Raw genomic sequence first — 15,876 nt, forward strand, 5'->3', positions numbered from 1 at the left:
CCCCTCAGCCCAGCAGTGAAATATCGGCAACGCCCAGGAACAGGCCACGCAGACGTGCCAGCAATGCATAGCGGTTAGCTCGCACACTCGCATCTTCAGCGTTGATCATCACCGCTTCGAAGAACGCATCCACCGGCTCGCGCAGGGAGGCCAGACGGGTCAGCGCTTCGTTGTACTGACGGGCAGCAGCCATTGGCTGTACCGCTTCGTCAGCCTTCTGGATGGCCGAGAACAGCGAGAACTCACTGGCATTGTCGAAATAGCGGGCTTCAACGTGAGTTGAAACCGTGCCTTCAACCTTGCTCAGCAGATTCGATACGCGCTTGTTCACGGCGGCCAGTGCAGCGGCTTCCGGCAATTGACGGAACGCCTGCACGGCTTGCACACGTTGATCGAAGTCCAGCGCCGATTTTGGATTGAGGGCACGTACCGACAGGTAAGTGGCAACGTCCACGCCTTCATCTTCATAACGCGCACGCAGGCGGTCGAAGATGAATTCCAGGACCTGGTCAGCCAGACCGGCCGACTTGATCTTGGCACCGAACGCGCTGACAGCGAAGTTCACCGCTTCAGTCAGGTCGAGGTCGAGTTTCTTGTCGATCAGAATGCGCAGGATACCCAGCGCGGCGCGACGCAGTGCGTACGGGTCTTTGCTGCCGGTTGGCAACATGCCGATGCCGAAAATCCCTACGAGGGTGTCCAGCTTGTCAGCGATGGCCACTGCAGCGCCGGTCAGGGTGCTTGGCAATTCGGCGCCAGCGCCACGAGGCATGTATTGCTCGTTCAACGCCAGGGCGACGTCTTCAGGCTCGCCGTCGTTCAGCGCGTAGTAGTAACCGGCAATGCCTTGCATTTCCGGGAACTCGCCGACCATTTCAGTGGCCAGGTCGCACTTGGACAGCAAACCGGCACGGGCTGCACGCGAAGCATCGCCGCCAATGCGCGGGGCAATGAATGCCGCCAGTTTGGACACGCGTTCGGCCTTGTCGTAAACGCTGCCCAGTTGAGCCTGGAACACTACGTTTTGCAGGCGCAGGTTGAAGCTTTCGAGTGTCTGCTTTTTGTCTTGCTTGAAGAAGAACTCGGCATCGGTCAGACGTGGGCGAACCACTTTCTCGTTACCCGAAATGATCTGCTTCGGATCTTTGCTCTCAATGTTGGCCACGGTAATAAAGCGCGGCAGCAACTTGCCATCAACGTCCAGCAGGCAGAAATACTTCTGGTTGTCCTGCATGGTGGTGATCAGGGCTTCTTGCGGCACATCCAGGAAGCGCTCTTCAAACGAGCACACCAGTGGCACCGGCCATTCAACCAGCGCGGTGACTTCGTCGAGCAGGCTTGGCGGCACGATTGCAGTACCTTCCTGCATCGTCGCCAGCTCGGCTACACGCTTGGAAATCAGCTCACGACGCTCATTGAAGTCTGCCAGCACGTAGGCTTTGCGCAGGTCTTCGAGGTAGTTGGCCGGTGCTGTGATGGTGACGTTTTCCGGATGATGGAAACGGTGACCACGGGAATCGCGACCCGATTTTTGCGCCAGGATCGTACAGTCGATCACTTCATCGCCCAGCAGCATCACCAGCCATTGGGTTGGACGCACGAACTCGACCTTACGGGCACCCCAGCGCATGCGCTTGGGGATAGGCAGGTCGTTGAGCGAATCTTCAACGATGGTCGGCAGCAGGGTGGCGGTCGGCTTGCCGACGATCACCTGGCTGAAACGCAGCTTTGGGCCGCTCTGATCGATTTCGCTCAGCTCAACGCCGCACTTCTTGGCGAAGCCAAGGGCTGCCTGGGTCGGGTTGCCTTCAGCGTCGAAGGCTGCCTGACGTGGCGGGCCATCGATATTGATGCTGCGGTCCGGTTGCTGGGTATCGAGCTGGGTCAGCAGCACGGCCAGGCGACGCGGCGCGGCGTAAACCTTCTTCGCGCTGAAGTTCAGACCTGCGCCTTGCAAACCTTTTTCAATCCCGGCGAGAAACGCATCAGCCAGAGTATTGAGGGCTTTTGGCGGCAGTTCTTCAGTGCCCAGTTCAACCAGAAAATCTTGAGCACTCATTGTGCAGCCTCCAACTTAGCCAACACTTCATCACGCAAATCAGGTGGAGCCATCGGGAAGCCCAGCTTGGCGCGAGCTTCGAGATAGGCCTGAGCCACCGCACGGGCCAGGGTACGCACACGCAGGATGTACTGCTGACGCGCGGTCACGGAAATGGCGCGACGGGCATCAAGCAGGTTGAAGGTGTGCGACGCCTTGAGCACCATTTCGTAGCTAGGCAACGGCAGCGGCTGGTCCAGTTCGATCAGGCGCTTGGCTTCGCTTTCATAGAAATCGAACAGCTCGAACAGCTTGTCGACGTTGGCGTGTTCGAAGTTGTAGGTCGATTGCTCGACTTCGTTCTGATGGAACACATCGCCGTAGGTCACTTTGCCGAACGGGCCGTCAGTCCATACCAGGTCGTAGACGGAATCTACGCCTTGCAGGTACATCGCCAGGCGCTCAAGGCCGTAGGTGATTTCGCCAGTTACCGGGTAGCACTCAATGCCGCCGACTTGCTGGAAGTAGGTGAACTGGGTGACTTCCATACCGTTAAGCCAGATTTCCCAGCCCAGACCCCAGGCGCCCAGTGTTGGCGATTCCCAGTTGTCTTCGACGAAACGGATGTCGTGTACCAGAGGGTCCAGGCCGATGTGTTTCAGCGAACCCAGGTACAGCTCCTGGAAGTTTGGCGGGTTTGGCTTCAAGACTACCTGGAACTGGTAGTAGTGCTGCAAACGGTTAGGGTTTTCGCCGTAGCGGCCGTCAGTCGGGCGACGACTGGGCTGCACATAAGCGGCGTTCCAGGTTTCCGGGCCCAGAGAGCGCAAAAACGTGGCGGTATGGAATGTGCCGGCGCCCACTTCCATATCGTAGGGCTGAAGCACCACACAACCTTGCTCGGCCCAGTATTGCTGGAGGGCGAGGATCAAGTCTTGGAAGGTACGCACTGCTGGCGTAGGCTGGCTCACAAATTCACCTGTTTCTTGGGCTGCGATTTAAAGAGCGGGAGTATACCCGATTCGGTCGCCCCTCCACCCCCTGGAGCCTATATGGCACGTTGCTTCTGGTGTTCAGACGATCCGCTGTACACCGCTTATCACGATCAAGAGTGGGGAGTGCCGTTGCGCGATGCGCATGGGCTGTTCGAGTTGTTATTGCTCGAAGGGTTCCAGGCGGGTTTGTCCTGGATCACGGTTTTAAAGAAGCGCGAGCATTATCGTAAGGTCATGTTCGGCTTCGATGTGCAGCGTTTGGCGATCATGAGCGACGCCGAAATAGAAGCGTTGCTGCAAGATCCCGGGATCATCCGCAACCGGCTCAAGGTGACTGGAGCACGGCGAAATGCCCAGGCCTGGCTGGCGCTGGACAACCCCGTCGAGTTTTTATGGTCGTTCGTGGGCGGCAAGCCGAAGATCAACCACTTCACCGAACGCCATGAATTCCCGGCCGTGACACCTGAGGCCGAAGCCATGAGCAAAGGCCTGAAAAAAGCCGGATTCACGTTCGTCGGCCCGACCATTTGCTACGCCTTTATGCAGGCCAGCGGCATGGTCATGGACCACGCCACCTATTGCGACCGTTACGCCGAACTGGCAAACGGCGGTTAGAATGCTGGCCTATTGCATTAAATCCTGTAGTCGCTGCCGAAGGCTGCGATAAGGTCCGAAGGACCTTCAACAATGGGGCTGCTGCGCAACCCATCGCAGCCTCGTACCTCGTCAGCGACTACAAAGCCGTTTTGTTTTGAATGGGATAACCCTGTGGAAAAGTTTAAAGGCGCCTTGCTGGTCGGGGCTTTGCGATTGTTTGCCATGCTCCCGTGGGGCGCGGTGCAGCGCGTGGGGTCGGCCATTGGCTGGTTGATGTGGAAACTGCCTAACCGATCGCGCGATGTAGTGCGTATCAACCTGGCCAAGTGCTTCCCCGAGATGGACCCGGTAGCCCGTGAGCAACTGGTGGGCCAAAGCCTCAAGGACATCGGCAAAAGCCTGACCGAGAGCGCTTGCGCCTGGATCTGGCCCGCCCAGCGTTCCATTGATCTGGTGCGTGAAGTCGAAGGCCTGGACGTGCTCAAGGACGCTTTGGCCTCCGGCAAGGGCGTAGTGGGCATCACCAGCCACCTGGGTAACTGGGAAGTGCTCAACCACTTCTACTGCAGCCAGTGCAAACCGATCATTTTTTATCGCCCGCCCAAGCTCAAGGCGGTAGACGAACTGCTGCAAAAACAACGTGTGCAACTGGGCAACCGCGTGGCCGCATCGACCAAAGAAGGCATTTTGAGTGTCATCAAGGAAGTGCGAAAAGGCGGTCAGGTCGGGATTCCGGCCGACCCGGAGCCAGCAGAGTCAGCCGGTATCTTTGTACCGTTCCTCGGCACGATGGCCCTGACCAGCAAGTTTGTGCCCAACATGCTGGCGGGTGGCAAGGCAGTGGGCGTGTTCCTGCACGCACTGCGCCTGCCGGACGGTTCGGGCTTTAAAGTGATTCTGGAAGCGGCGCCCGAAGAGATGTACAGCACCGACACGGCAACCTCGTGTGCGGCCATGAGCAAGGTGGTCGAAAAATATGTGCGGGCGTACCCGAGCCAGTACATGTGGAGCATGAAGCGCTTCAAAAAGCGTCCGCCGGGAGAGGCGCGCTGGTACTAAAGCCACCCAACCCCTGTGGGAGCGGGCTTGCTCGCGATGCATCGACGCGGTTTTAAAACTGAACCGCGCTGTCTGCATCGCGAGCAAGCCCGCTCTCACATTGGATGGGCAGTGTCAGGAGACTTTATCGAGTTTCTTCAAAAACACGGTCATTTCTTTCTCGGCCTGTTTGTCGCCATGGGCCTGGGCTGCTGCAATCCCCTGCTCCCATGCCGTGCGCGCGGCCACACGATCGCCCGCCGCCAGTTGCGCCTTGCCCAGCAGCTTCCAGGCTGCGGAATACTTGGGATCAAACGCCACACAGCGTTGCAGGTGCTCCGCCGCCTTGAGGTTATCCCCAAGGTCGAGATAACCCTTGCCAAGGCCAAAGCGCAGCAATGAGTTATCCACACCCAAGGCCCGCATTTTTTCCAGTGACTCCAGCATTCCTGACTCCTTAGAAAAAGCTCAATCCCACGTGGAACAGCTTCTCTACGTCGCGAATATGCTTTTTATCCACAAGGAACAAGATCACGTGGTCGCCAGCATTGATCACAGTAGAGTCGTGGGCAATCAGTACTTCTTCGTCGCGAATAATCGCGCCAATCGTAGTGCCCGGCGGCAGATTGATCTCGCCGATACGACGACCAATCACTTTGCTTGACCTCGAATCACCGTGAGCAATCGCCTCGATCGCCTCGGCCGCTCCGCGGCGCAATGAGTGCACGCTGACGATATCGCCACGGCGCACGTGGGCCAGCAAGGTGCCGATGGTGGCCAACTGGGGGCTGATGGCGATATCGATCTCGCCGCCCTGGATCAGGTCCACGTAGGCCGGGTTGTTGATGATGGTCATCACCTTTTTTGCACCCAGGCGCTTGGCCAGCAGCGAGGACATGATATTGGCCTCGTCGTCGTTGGTCAGGGCCAAAAATACGTCAGCGTCCGCAATGTTCTCTTCGAGCATCAAATCGCGGTCAGAAGCGCTGCCTTGCAGCACCACAGTGCTGTCGAGGGTGTCGGACAAATAGCGGCAACGTGCCGGGTTCATCTCGATGATCTTGACCTGATACCGGCTTTCAATCGCCTCGGCCAAACGCTCACCGATCTGCCCGCCACCGGCGATCACAATGCGCTTGTAGCTTTCGTCGAGACGGCGCATTTCGCTCATTACGGCGCGAATGTTGGCCTTGGCGGCGATGAAAAAGACCTCATCGTCAGCCTCAATCACCGTATCACCACGGGGGGTGATCGGCCGGTCACGTCGGAAAATCGCTGCTACTCGCGTATCCACATTCGGCATGTGTTCACGGAGCTGGCGCAGTTGCTGACCAATCAACGGGCCGCCGTAGTACGCCTTGACCGCCACCAGTTGTGCCTTGCCTTCGGCAAAGTCGATGACCTGCAAGGCGCCGGGGTGTTCGATCAGGCGCTTGATGTAATTGGTTACTACCTGCTCGGGGCTGATCAGCACGTCGACCGGGATTGCGTCGTTGTCGAACAACTCCTGGCCGCGTGTCAGATAAGCCGCCTCGCGGACCCGGGCGATTTTGGTCGGGGTATGAAACAGCGTGTAGGCCACCTGGCACGCGACCATATTGGTCTCGTCGCTGTTGGTGACCGCCACCAGCATGTCGGCGTCATCCGCCCCCGCCTGACGCAGCACATTAGGCAGCGAGGCTCGGCCCTGCACGGTCCGAATATCGAGGCGATCACCGAGGTCGCGCAGGCGCTCACCATCAGTGTCGACCACGGTGATGTCGTTGGCTTCGCTGGCCAAATGTTCTGCCAGCGTACCGCCGACCTGGCCTGCGCCGAGGATGATGATTTTCATGCCTGCAATCCCTAATCAGTTAGCCGCGAGCGGCCGCGATTTTGATCAATTTGGCGTAGTAGAAGCCGTCGTGCCCGCCCTCTTGCGCCAGCAACTGCCGGCCGTGGGGTTGCTTGAGGCCGAACTGCCCGGCGATATCAAGCTCTCGGGCACCCGGGGTACGGGCGAGAAAGGCTTCGATCACGTCGGTGTTTTCAGTCGGCAACGTCGAGCAGGTGGCATAGAGCAAGATGCCACCGACTTCCAGAGTTGGCCACATCGCGTCCAGCAGTTCGCCTTGCAAGGCTGCGAGCGCGGCAATGTCATCGGGTTGGCGGGTCAGCTTGATGTCCGGGTGACGGCGGATAACACCGGTCGCCGAACACGGCGCATCCAGCAGGATGCGCTGGAAGGGCTTGCCGTCCCACCAGGTGGCGGTGTCGCGGCCATCGGCAGCGATCAGCTCGGCGCTCAGGCCCAGACGCTCAAGGTTTTCGCGCACGCGCACCAGACGCTTGGCTTCCAGGTCGACCGCCACTACGCCCGCCAGTGCAGGTTCGACTTCCAGGATGTGGCAGGTTTTACCGCCCGGTGCGCAGCAGGCGTCAAGCACACGCTGGCCCGGCGCCAGATCCAGAAGGTCGGCGGCCAGTTGCGCGGCCTCGTCCTGCACGCTGATCCAGCCTTCGGCAAAGCCCGGCAGATTGCGTACATCGCAGGCTTGGGCCAGCACAATTCCGTCCTGGCTGTAGACACACGGCTGGGCCTCGATCCCGGCCTCGACCAGCAACTGCAGATACCCATCGCGGCTGTGGTGACGACGGTTAACCCGAAGAATCATCGGCGGGTGGGCATTGTTGGCCGCGCAAATAGCTTCCCACTGCTCAGGCCAGAAGGCCTTCAGGGATTTTTGCAGCCAGCGCGGGTGGGCGGTACGCACCACGGGATCATGCTCCAGCTCGGCCAGCAAGGCTTCGCTCTCGCGCTGGGCGTTGCGCAGCACGGCGTTGAGCAGGGCTTTGGCCCACGGCTTTTTCAGCTTGTCGGCGCAGCCTACGGTTTCGCCGATGGCAGCGTGGGCCGGAATACGGGTGTAGAGCAGTTGATACAGACCGACCAGCAGCAGCGCCTCGACGTCCGCATCCGCAGCCTTGAACGGCTTTTGCAGCAGCTTGTTGGCCAGCGCCGACAGGCGCGGCTGCCAGCGGGCAGTACCGAACGCCAGGTCCTGGGTCAGGCCGCGATCGCGCACCTCAACCTTGTCCAGTTGCAGCGGCAAGGAGCTGTTGAGCGATGCTTTGCCGTTCAACACTGCAGTCAGTGCCTTGGCAGCGGCCAGACGAGGGTTCATTGCGCGTTTTCCGTTTGACCGAGGGTGATGCCGACAGCGAATTTCTCACGGCGACTGTTGAAAAAATCACTGAAGTTCAGTGCTTTGCCGCCAGGTAATTGCAGACGTGTGAGGCATAGCGCGCCTTCACCGCAGCCAACGATCAAGCCGTCTTTGCTCGCGGCAATAATCTGCCCCGGCGCGCCCTTGGCGTCAGCAATGGTAGCGGCCAGCACCTTGAGGGCTTCACCACTGAGCGTGCTGTGGCAAATCGGCCAGGGGTTGAAGGCGCGAATCAGACGCTCCAACTCAACAGCCGGGCGGCTCCAGTCGATGCGTGCTTCGTCTTTATTGAGCTTGTGGGCGTAGGTCGCCAGGCTGTCGTCCTGCACTTCGCCTTGCAGCGTGCCCGCCGCCAGGCCGGCGATGGCCTGGATAACGGCCGGTGGGCCCAACTCTGCCAGACGGTCGTGCAGGCTGCCGCCGGTGTCGTCGGCAGTGATCGGGGTGACAGACTTGAGCAGCATGGGGCCGGTATCCAGACCCGCCTCCATGCGCATCACGGTCACACCGCTTTCACTGTCGCCCGCTTCGATGGCGCGTTGAATCGGCGCCGCTCCACGCCAGCGTGGCAACAAGGACGCGTGGCTGTTGATGCAGCCCAGACGCGGAATATCCAGCACCACTTGAGGCAGGATCAGGCCGTATGCCACCACCACCAGCAAGTCCGGCTTGAGCGCGGCCAGTTCGGCTTGAGCCTCGGGTGCGCGCAGGGTTGGCGGCTGCATGACCGGGATGTTGTGTTCCAGGGCCAGTTGCTTGACCGGGCTTGGCATCAGCTTTTGCCCGCGCCCGGCCGGACGATCCGGTTGGGTGTAGACCGCGACGATCTCGTAAGGGGTGCTTAGCAGCGCTTTGAGGTGTTCGGCGGCGAATTCTGGGGTGCCAGCAAAGACGATGCGCAGTGGCTCAGTCATGGATTACTCACTTGGAATAGGGGGGAGAGTCCTGCGAGATACCTGTAGCCGCTGACGAGGAACGAGGCTGCGATCGGGTGCGAAGCGGCCGTAAATTCAGGCGACGCGGTGTGTCAGCGGCATTCAGGGCGCGGGTTTTACGGCTGCTACGCACCCGATCGCAGCCTCGTTCCTCGTCAGCGGCTACAAGAGCAGCGCTGACCTCAGGCAATTGATCAAGCGTTCTGGCGGTGCAGTTTTTCCAGTTTCTTCTTGATCCGGTCACGCTTGAGCGTAGACAGGTAATCCACGAACAGCTTGCCGTTGAGGTGGTCGCATTCGTGCTGAATGCACACCGCCAGCAGGCCTTCGGCGATCATTTCGAAAGGCTTGCCGTCACGGTCCAGCGCCTTGATCTTGACACGCTGCGGGCGATCGACGTTTTCGTAGTAACCCGGTACCGAGAGGCAGCCTTCCTGATACTGGCCCATCTCGTCGGACAGGATCTCGAACTCCGGGTTGATAAACACCATGGGTTCGCTGCGGTCTTCGCTCAGATCCATGACCACGATGCGTTTGTGCACGTTGATCTGAGTGGCTGCCAGACCGATGCCCGGCGCCTCGTACATGGTTTCAAACATGTCATCGATCAACTGACGGACTTCGTCGTCCACAACCGCCACGGGTTTGGCGATGGTACGCAGACGCGAGTCTGGGAATTCGAGGATGTTCAAAATAGCCATAAGTTTGATTGGTGCACTGTGTGAAAGATTCAAAAACGGTTGTCAGGTGGGTCCTGTGGACTCGAGCAACCTGTGCAAAACGTCTCCTTCAGAGAGAACCCGCTCGGGCTCTGGCGTTTCACGCGAGCACACATAATAAAGGGATTCACCCGCGGATGAAACGACTAGCTGCCGGGCTGCACGCGCAGGTGGCCGGTGCATGTCTCAATTTGAAACCTGTGAGATCAGCCTCTTGGCAGCGTTCAACTAATGTTGGGTTTCTACGTACGGTTTCAAGGTCCGGCCGGTGGCTCAATCGTGCCGTTTTCATCGTTTCCCAAACAACTTGTCAACAGACTTATCCACAGCTTGTTCCTTATGTTCAGATGGAATAACCGATCAAGGATGATCCTATGCCGTTGTCAGAAATATCCCCGGCTGAACTCGAAGCCCGTTTGCGTCTGCACCGCCTGCCCGAGATTGGGCCCCGGCGTTACTACACCCTTTTCAGGGCCTTCGGTTCGGCCAGTTCGGCGCTCAGTGCGCCTGCCGGCGCCTGGCATGCATTGGGGCTGCCAGCAGCCTGTGCCCAGGCGCGACGCAGCCCTGAGGTTCGCGAGGGTGCCAGCGCTGCATTGCGCTGGCTTGAGCGCTCCGGGCAGCACGTGCTGTTTCATGATCAGGCCGATTACCCTGCTTTATTGAGTGAACTCAGCGATGCTCCCCCCGTGTTATTCGTGGCTGGGGCCCCTTCCATTCTGGAAAAGCCGCAGCTGGCGATGGTCGGTAGCCGACGCGCTTCACGCCCGGGCCTGGACACCACAGCAGCCTTTTCCCGCAGCCTTGCCGGAGCCGGTTTTGTAATTACCAGCGGGCTGGCGCTGGGGGTAGACGGCGCGGCGCATCAAGCTGCTCTGGACGTTGGCGGACAGACGGTGGGCGTATTGGGCACCGGTTTGCAAAAACTTTATCCACAGCGCCATCGCGCCCTGGCAGACGCAATGATTGCCAGCGGCAGCGCGGTGGTTTCGGAGTTCCCTCTGGACGCCGGCCCACTACCGGCCAACTTCCCTCGGCGTAACCGAATCATCAGCGGTTTATCCCTTGGTGTGCTGGTGGTGGAGGCCAGTGTGGCCAGCGGCTCGCTGATCACCGCCCGCCTGGCGGCTGAACAGGGGCGCGAGGTGTACGCCATGCCCGGCTCTATCCAGCATCCGGGGGCACGGGGTTGTCATCAGTTGATCCGCGATGGCGCCACTCTGGTCGAGACCGTGGAGCATATTCTGGAAGGCCTGCGTGGCTGGCGCTCATTGCCGTTATCCACCACCGATTTATTTACACCAAGCTGTCATCCATTAGTGCAATTGTTGCAGGCAGCGCCTCAAACCAGCGAAGCACTGGTCACTGCCAGTGGTTGGGATTTACCTCGATTGCTGGCGGCAATGACCGAACTCGAACTGGCGGGGCACGTCGTGCTGGAGGGCGGGCGTTGGTTTGCGCGGCCCAGCTAAGTACACTGCGTGTAGTACATATCTGGAGACATTCAATGATCAGCACCTGGCGCGTCCAACAAGCTGCAAGAGCCATTCGCGCAGGCGCGGTAATTGCCTATCCAACCGAGGCGGTCTGGGGTTTGGGCTGCGACCCGTGGGATGAAGAAGCGGTTGAGCGGTTGCTGGCGATCAAGTCGCGGCCTGTGGATAAAGGCCTGATTGTGGTGGCTGACAACATCCACCAATTCGACTTTCTGTTTGAAGACTTCCCCCAGGAATGGATCGACCGTATGGCCAGCACCTGGCCGGGGCCGAACACCTGGCTGGTGCCGCATCAGGGCTTGTTGCCCGAGTGGATTACCGGCGTGCATGACACCGTGGCGCTGCGTGTGAGTGATCACCCGCTGGTGCGTGAGCTGTGTGCGTTGGTGGGGCCTATCGTGTCGACGTCCGCCAACCCGGCGGGCTTGCCCGCTGCGCGTACCCGGTTAAAAGTTGAGCAGTATTTCCGTGGGCAAATTGATCATGTACTGGGCGGCAATCTGGGCGGGCGCAAAAACCCGAGCCTGATCCGCGATCTGGCGAGCGGCAAGGTGGTTCGCCCGGCGTAGGCACACAGGCTTTTCTGTTGTGTGGGAGCGGGCTTGCTCGCGATTGAGGCACTACGGTGTGTCAGTTACACCGCAGCGATTCCATCGCGAGCAAGCCCGCTCCCACAGGGATGGACGCTTGTTTTAAGGCAACAAAATCGTAGAACCCGTCGTACGGCGTGCCGACAACTCAGTCTGTGCCCTGGCGGCATCACTCAGCGCAAAACGCTGGCTGATATCAACCTTGATTGCACCACTGCGGATCATCGCAAACAGCTCATCGGCCATCGCTTGCAGGTTTTCGGCGCTATTGGCGTAGGACGCCAGTGTTGGTCGGGTCACGTACAGCGAGCCCTTCTGCGACAAAATCCCCAGGTTAACCCCGGTCACCGCCCCCGATGCGTTGCCAAAGCTGACCATAAGACCGCGGGGTGCCACGCAATCGAGCGAGGTCAGCCAGGTGTCTTTGCCCACGCCGTCATACACCACCGGGCACTTTTTGCCGTCGGTCAATTCCAGCACACGCTTGGCCACATCCTCATGGCTGTAGTCGATGGTTTCCCATGCGCCCAGCGCTTTGGCATGGGCCGCTTTTTCGGCTGAACTGACGGTGCCGATCAGCTTTACGCCCAGCGCTTTTGCCCATTGGCAGGCAATCGAACCGACGCCACCGGCGGCAGCGTGAAACAGGATTGTTTCGCCACCTTTGAGTTCATAGGTCTGACGCAGCAAGTATTGGGTTGTCAGCCCCTTGAGCATCACGGCGGCGGCCTGCTCAAAGGAAATATCATCGGGCAGTTTCACCACATTCGCGGCGGGCAACACATGCAACTCGCTGTATGCGCCCAAGGGGCCGGTGCCGTAGGCCACGCGATCGCCGACCTTAACGGTACGCACTTCACTGCCCACCGCTTCAACAACCCCGGCGCCCTCATTGCCCAGCCCGGACGGCAGCTCAGCCAGCGGGTACAAGCCGCCACGGTAATAGGTATCGATGAAATTCAGACCGATGGCCTGATTGCGTACCCGCACGTGCTGCGGGCCCGGCTCGGCGGGTTGGAAGTCGACATACTCAAGCACTTCAGGGCCGCCGTGGGCCCGAAACTGGATACGCTTAGCCATCTGCACTTTCCTTGCTGAATTGACGAAGCCGCTATCCAACGCTTAAGCGTGATCTTCGTCAACTGCGGTGATGCGCAGGGCGATGTTATGCTAGCGGCCCTTTGCCGCCGGCCCCGCTCTGATGGACGTGCCGCGTCGCTTTGCCCGATTTAAGGTGATGTCATGACTACTCGCACCGAGGCTGTAAAAGCCTATCTGCTCGACCTTCAAGACCGCATTTGCAACGCACTGCAAACTGAAGACGGCGGCACTCAATTCGTTGAAGACGCCTGGCAGCGCCCGGCGGGCGGTGGCGGTCGTACCCGTGTAATTGAAAACGGCCACGTGATTGAGAAAGGCGGCGTCAACTTTTCCCACGTTTTTGGCAGCGGTTTGCCGCCATCCGCCAGCGCCCATCGCCCAGAACTGGCGGGCCGTGGCTTTGAAGCCCTGGGTGTGTCGCTGGTGATCCACCCGCACAACCCGCATGTGCCAACATCCCACGCCAACGTGCGCTTTTTCATCGCTGAGAAAGAAGGTGAAGAGCCGGTCTGGTGGTTCGGTGGCGGCTTTGACCTCACGCCCTACTACGCCGTTGAAGAAGACTGTGTGCACTGGCATCGCGTGGCCGAGCAGGCGTGTGCGCCGTTCGGCGCCGATGTGTACCCGCGCTACAAGGCCTGGTGCGACACCTACTTCCATATCAAGCATCGCAACGAGCCACGGGGCATTGGCGGCCTGTTTTTCGATGACTTGAACGAGTGGGATTTCGACACCTGTTTCGCCTTTATTCGTGCCATTGGCGACGCTTATATCGATGCCTACCTGCCGATCGTTCAGCGCCGCAAAAACGACGAATACACCGCCCAGCAGCGTGAATTCCAGGAATTCCGCCGTGGCCGCTACGTGGAATTCAACCTGGTTTATGACCGTGGCACCCTGTTTGGCCTGCAATCGGGCGGTCGCACCGAGTCGATCCTGATGTCGCTGCCTCCGCAAGTTCGCTGGGGCTACGACTGGAAAGCCGAGCCGGGCAGCCCGGAAGCGCGTCTGACGGATTACTTCCTGCAAGACCGCGACTGGTTAGCCAACGCCTGACATTGCCCGAGGAGCTTGCCTGATGGACCGTTACGTCGTTTTTGGTAACCCGATTGCCCACAGCAAATCCCCGGTACTGCATCGCCTGTTTGCCGAGCAAACCGGCCAGGTCATGCAATACGACACCTTGCTCGCGCCGCTGGATGATTTTTCCGGCTGTGCCACAGCGTTCTTTCAAGAGGGGCGCGGCGCCAACGTCACCGTGCCATTCAAAGAAGATGCCTACCGCCTGGCCGATCAACTGACCGCCCGCGCGCAACGGGCCGGTGCCGTCAATACGCTGAGCAAGCTGGCCGACGGCAGTTTGCTGGGGGACAACACTGATGGCGCAGGGCTGGTGCGCGACCTGACGGTCAATGCCGGTTTCAGCCTCAAGGGCAAACGCATCCTGGTACTGGGCGCGGGCGGTGCGGTGCGTGGCGCATTGGAACCCTTGCTGGCCGAAGGGCCGGCCTCGGTGACAATCGCCAATCGCACGGTTGAGAAGGCCGAGTTGCTGGCCGAACTGTTCTGCGACCTGGGCCCGGTGGCGGCCAGTGGTTTTGACTGGCTGCACGAGCCTGTCGACCTGATCATCAACGCCACCTCGGCCAGCTTGAGTGGCGAACTGCCACCCATTGCCAGCAGCCTGATCGAGCCGGGTAAAACCCTGTGCTACGACATGATGTACGGCAAGGAGCCGACGCCTTTTTGCGTGTGGGCCAGCGGGCATGGCGCGGGTCAGGTGATGGACGGTTTGGGGATGCTCGCTGAACAGGCGGGTGAGGCGTTCTACCTGTGGCGCGGTGTGCGGCCGGACACGGCCCCGGCGTTGGCTGAGTTGCGGCGGTTGCTGGCGCTTTAACTGTGTGTGGGCTTGCTTGCGATTCGACAGGTGCGGAGTATCAGCAACCCTGTGCCGATCCCCTCGCGAGCAAGCCCGCTCCCACATCACCCGTACGAGAGCGATATGCAGAGAATCAAGGGCTACCACGCTCACATCTATTTCGACGCCTCGACCATCGATCAGGCGCGGGCCTTGTGCGAAGAGGCGAAGCAACTGTTTGGCGTCACCATGGGCCGCGTCCACGAACGCCCGGTCGGCCCGCACCCGGACTGGAGCTGCCAGCTGGCGTTCGGCCCGGAGCTTGTGGGTATCGTCCTGCCGTGGCTGGCGCTCTATCGCCACGGGCTGGTGGTGTTTATGCACCCCGATACCGGTAATGACCTGCTGGACCACACCGACCATGCGATCTGGATGGGCGCGATTCGGCCGCTGGATTTGTCTGTGTTTTAAACGGGGGCGCGCAGTTCAGCGCCCGGTTTAACCCTCTCCTACATACTATTTTTAGTTACGGAAATATCCGACATTAAGTACGGCGGCTTCGCTGTGGTCATATTTTGGTACAAGGCCTAAAGTTTTCAGGGCGATAAGATTTTTAATATTGAATCTTGGATGGTGTATGGAAATAACACGTCCAAAACCATGTTTCGCGCTGTGCTCTGGAGATTAAATGTTTCTGGTGGCTGTATTTAATCCTCCTGTGGATAAGGCGATACATCAGTAATATTGGAGGCTGGTAGTGCGTAGATATCTTCTAGGTGGGCTTATATCACTGGTGTTTGCTTGGGGCTCAATGCCCACCCATGCAGCTTGCACGTTTGTTAATAAAAAAACGAATGCCAGTGTTTTTTCTTTTGATGTTTCGGATGAGGATTGTGAGCTTATTGATTTTAACCGTGAAACCGTGGTTACTCTTCGAGTTGAGTATCCGTCCATGAAGTTGGTTGACTATAAAAATAAATCTAACAATGTAATGGTATTAGTTCTATTTCCTATATCCGTTCCTCCGTTTGATATAAATCGAGTCACCCGAACATTAAAAACCATTGCGTCTTTTGATGGGGTTGAACTGTTAGAGGGTAGTGAGAAGATGTATAGAGTCGCGGGCCGTGATGGAAGCAATGCTTACATACATGAGTGGGACCTTATTTATGTGGGAAAAAGAGCGTACAAAAATATTTTTGGGGTTGACTATTTGTTTAAGCGTGAGATTTCCGACCTTAAAGAAGTCGATAATTTTGTGTTGAGTTTTCTGGATCGTTTTTTAATTAATTAATTAAGG

General features: G+C 58.9%; 16 protein-coding genes. 8 read left to right on the forward strand and 8 right to left on the reverse strand.

Features of this window, described 5'->3' with window-relative positions; genetic code table 11:
• Window positions 1-4 precede the first annotated feature (4 nt).
• Together glyS and glyQ are read right to left on the reverse strand one after the other, a co-directional pair.
• Window positions 5-2,059: a glycine--tRNA ligase subunit beta gene (glyS, locus tag AACY07_RS12265; RefSeq protein WP_219261980.1), complete on the reverse strand. Its 2,055-nt coding sequence runs from the start codon at window positions 2,057-2,059 to the stop codon at window positions 5-7.
• Window positions 2,056-3,009, reverse strand: a complete 954-nt coding sequence (glyQ, locus tag AACY07_RS12270; RefSeq protein ID WP_019828634.1) for a glycine--tRNA ligase subunit alpha — start codon at window positions 3,007-3,009, stop codon at window positions 2,056-2,058. Before glyQ ends, glyS begins: the two co-directional genes overlap by 4 nt.
• Before the next feature lie 81 nt (window positions 3,010-3,090).
• On the opposite strand from glyQ, the gene AACY07_RS12275 reads away from it, so the two are divergent.
• Both AACY07_RS12275 and AACY07_RS12280 read left to right on the forward strand, forming a co-directional pair.
• Complete coding sequence (locus tag AACY07_RS12275; RefSeq protein ID WP_339474996.1) at window positions 3,091-3,648, forward strand: DNA-3-methyladenine glycosylase I; 558 nt, start codon at window positions 3,091-3,093, stop codon at window positions 3,646-3,648.
• A 153-nt stretch (window positions 3,649-3,801) separates the two neighbouring features.
• A complete protein-coding gene (locus AACY07_RS12280) occupies window positions 3,802-4,689 on the forward strand; it encodes a lysophospholipid acyltransferase (protein ID WP_016782851.1) in 888 nt (295 codons plus the stop codon).
• Between the two features lie 114 nt (window positions 4,690-4,803).
• On the opposite strand, the gene AACY07_RS12285 is transcribed toward AACY07_RS12280, so the two are convergent.
• From AACY07_RS12285 to def, 5 genes are all read right to left on the reverse strand, one after another.
• Window positions 4,804-5,115, reverse strand: a complete 312-nt coding sequence (locus AACY07_RS12285; RefSeq protein WP_339474998.1) for a tetratricopeptide repeat protein — start codon at window positions 5,113-5,115, stop codon at window positions 4,804-4,806.
• Window positions 5,116-5,125: 10 nt separating this feature from the next.
• Entirely contained in the window at window positions 5,126-6,502 is a 1,377-nt protein-coding gene (trkA, locus tag AACY07_RS12290) for a Trk system potassium transporter TrkA (protein WP_133074956.1), read from the reverse strand.
• 19 nt (window positions 6,503-6,521) lie between these two features.
• Window positions 6,522-7,832, reverse strand: a complete 1,311-nt coding sequence (rsmB, locus tag AACY07_RS12295) for a 16S rRNA (cytosine(967)-C(5))-methyltransferase RsmB (RefSeq protein ID WP_219261982.1) — start codon at window positions 7,830-7,832, stop codon at window positions 6,522-6,524.
• The gene (gene fmt / locus AACY07_RS12300) at window positions 7,829-8,788 is read right to left on the reverse strand and encodes a methionyl-tRNA formyltransferase (protein WP_326398903.1); all 960 of its coding nucleotides are present in this window, start codon (window positions 8,786-8,788) and stop codon (window positions 7,829-7,831) included. The genes rsmB and fmt overlap by 4 nt, the downstream gene beginning before the upstream one ends.
• Before the next feature lie 215 nt (window positions 8,789-9,003).
• The gene (gene def, locus AACY07_RS12305) at window positions 9,004-9,510 is read right to left on the reverse strand and encodes a peptide deformylase (RefSeq protein WP_019828628.1); all 507 of its coding nucleotides are present in this window, start codon (window positions 9,508-9,510) and stop codon (window positions 9,004-9,006) included.
• A 392-nt stretch (window positions 9,511-9,902) separates the two neighbouring features.
• On the opposite strand from def, the gene dprA reads away from it, so the two are divergent.
• Both dprA and AACY07_RS12315 read left to right on the forward strand, forming a co-directional pair.
• Window positions 9,903-11,000: a DNA-processing protein DprA gene (gene dprA / locus AACY07_RS12310; protein WP_339475000.1), complete on the forward strand. Its 1,098-nt coding sequence runs from the start codon at window positions 9,903-9,905 to the stop codon at window positions 10,998-11,000.
• A gap of 35 nt (window positions 11,001-11,035) precedes the next feature.
• Window positions 11,036-11,593 carry an L-threonylcarbamoyladenylate synthase gene (locus tag AACY07_RS12315; RefSeq protein WP_133074960.1) on the forward strand — a complete coding sequence of 186 codons (558 nt, stop codon included), beginning with the start codon at window positions 11,036-11,038 and terminating at the stop codon, window positions 11,591-11,593.
• Between the two features lie 123 nt (window positions 11,594-11,716).
• Here the strand turns inward: AACY07_RS12315 and AACY07_RS12320 are convergent, their stop codons facing one another.
• Window positions 11,717-12,694, reverse strand: coding sequence for an NADPH:quinone reductase (locus tag AACY07_RS12320; RefSeq protein ID WP_133074961.1), 978 nt, complete (start codon window positions 12,692-12,694; stop codon window positions 11,717-11,719).
• A gap of 162 nt (window positions 12,695-12,856) precedes the next feature.
• On the opposite strand from AACY07_RS12320, the gene hemF reads away from it, so the two are divergent.
• From hemF to AACY07_RS12340, 4 genes are all read left to right on the forward strand, one after another.
• Window positions 12,857-13,771: an oxygen-dependent coproporphyrinogen oxidase gene (gene hemF, locus AACY07_RS12325; protein ID WP_326398895.1), complete on the forward strand. Its 915-nt coding sequence runs from the start codon at window positions 12,857-12,859 to the stop codon at window positions 13,769-13,771.
• A 22-nt stretch (window positions 13,772-13,793) separates the two neighbouring features.
• Window positions 13,794-14,615, forward strand: a complete 822-nt coding sequence (aroE, locus tag AACY07_RS12330) for a shikimate dehydrogenase (RefSeq protein WP_133074963.1) — start codon at window positions 13,794-13,796, stop codon at window positions 14,613-14,615.
• Window positions 14,616-14,720: 105 nt separating this feature from the next.
• The gene (locus tag AACY07_RS12335) at window positions 14,721-15,047 is read left to right on the forward strand and encodes a DOPA 4,5-dioxygenase family protein (protein ID WP_326398891.1); all 327 of its coding nucleotides are present in this window, start codon (window positions 14,721-14,723) and stop codon (window positions 15,045-15,047) included.
• Window positions 15,048-15,333: 286 nt separating this feature from the next.
• Window positions 15,334-15,870, forward strand: a complete 537-nt coding sequence (locus AACY07_RS12340) for a hypothetical protein (RefSeq protein WP_339475004.1) — start codon at window positions 15,334-15,336, stop codon at window positions 15,868-15,870.
• Window positions 15,871-15,876: the final 6 nt, after the last annotated feature.

Source organism: Pseudomonas sp. RL_5y_Pfl2_69 (assembly GCF_963970465.1).
GTDB lineage: Bacteria > Pseudomonadota > Gammaproteobacteria > Pseudomonadales > Pseudomonadaceae > Aquipseudomonas.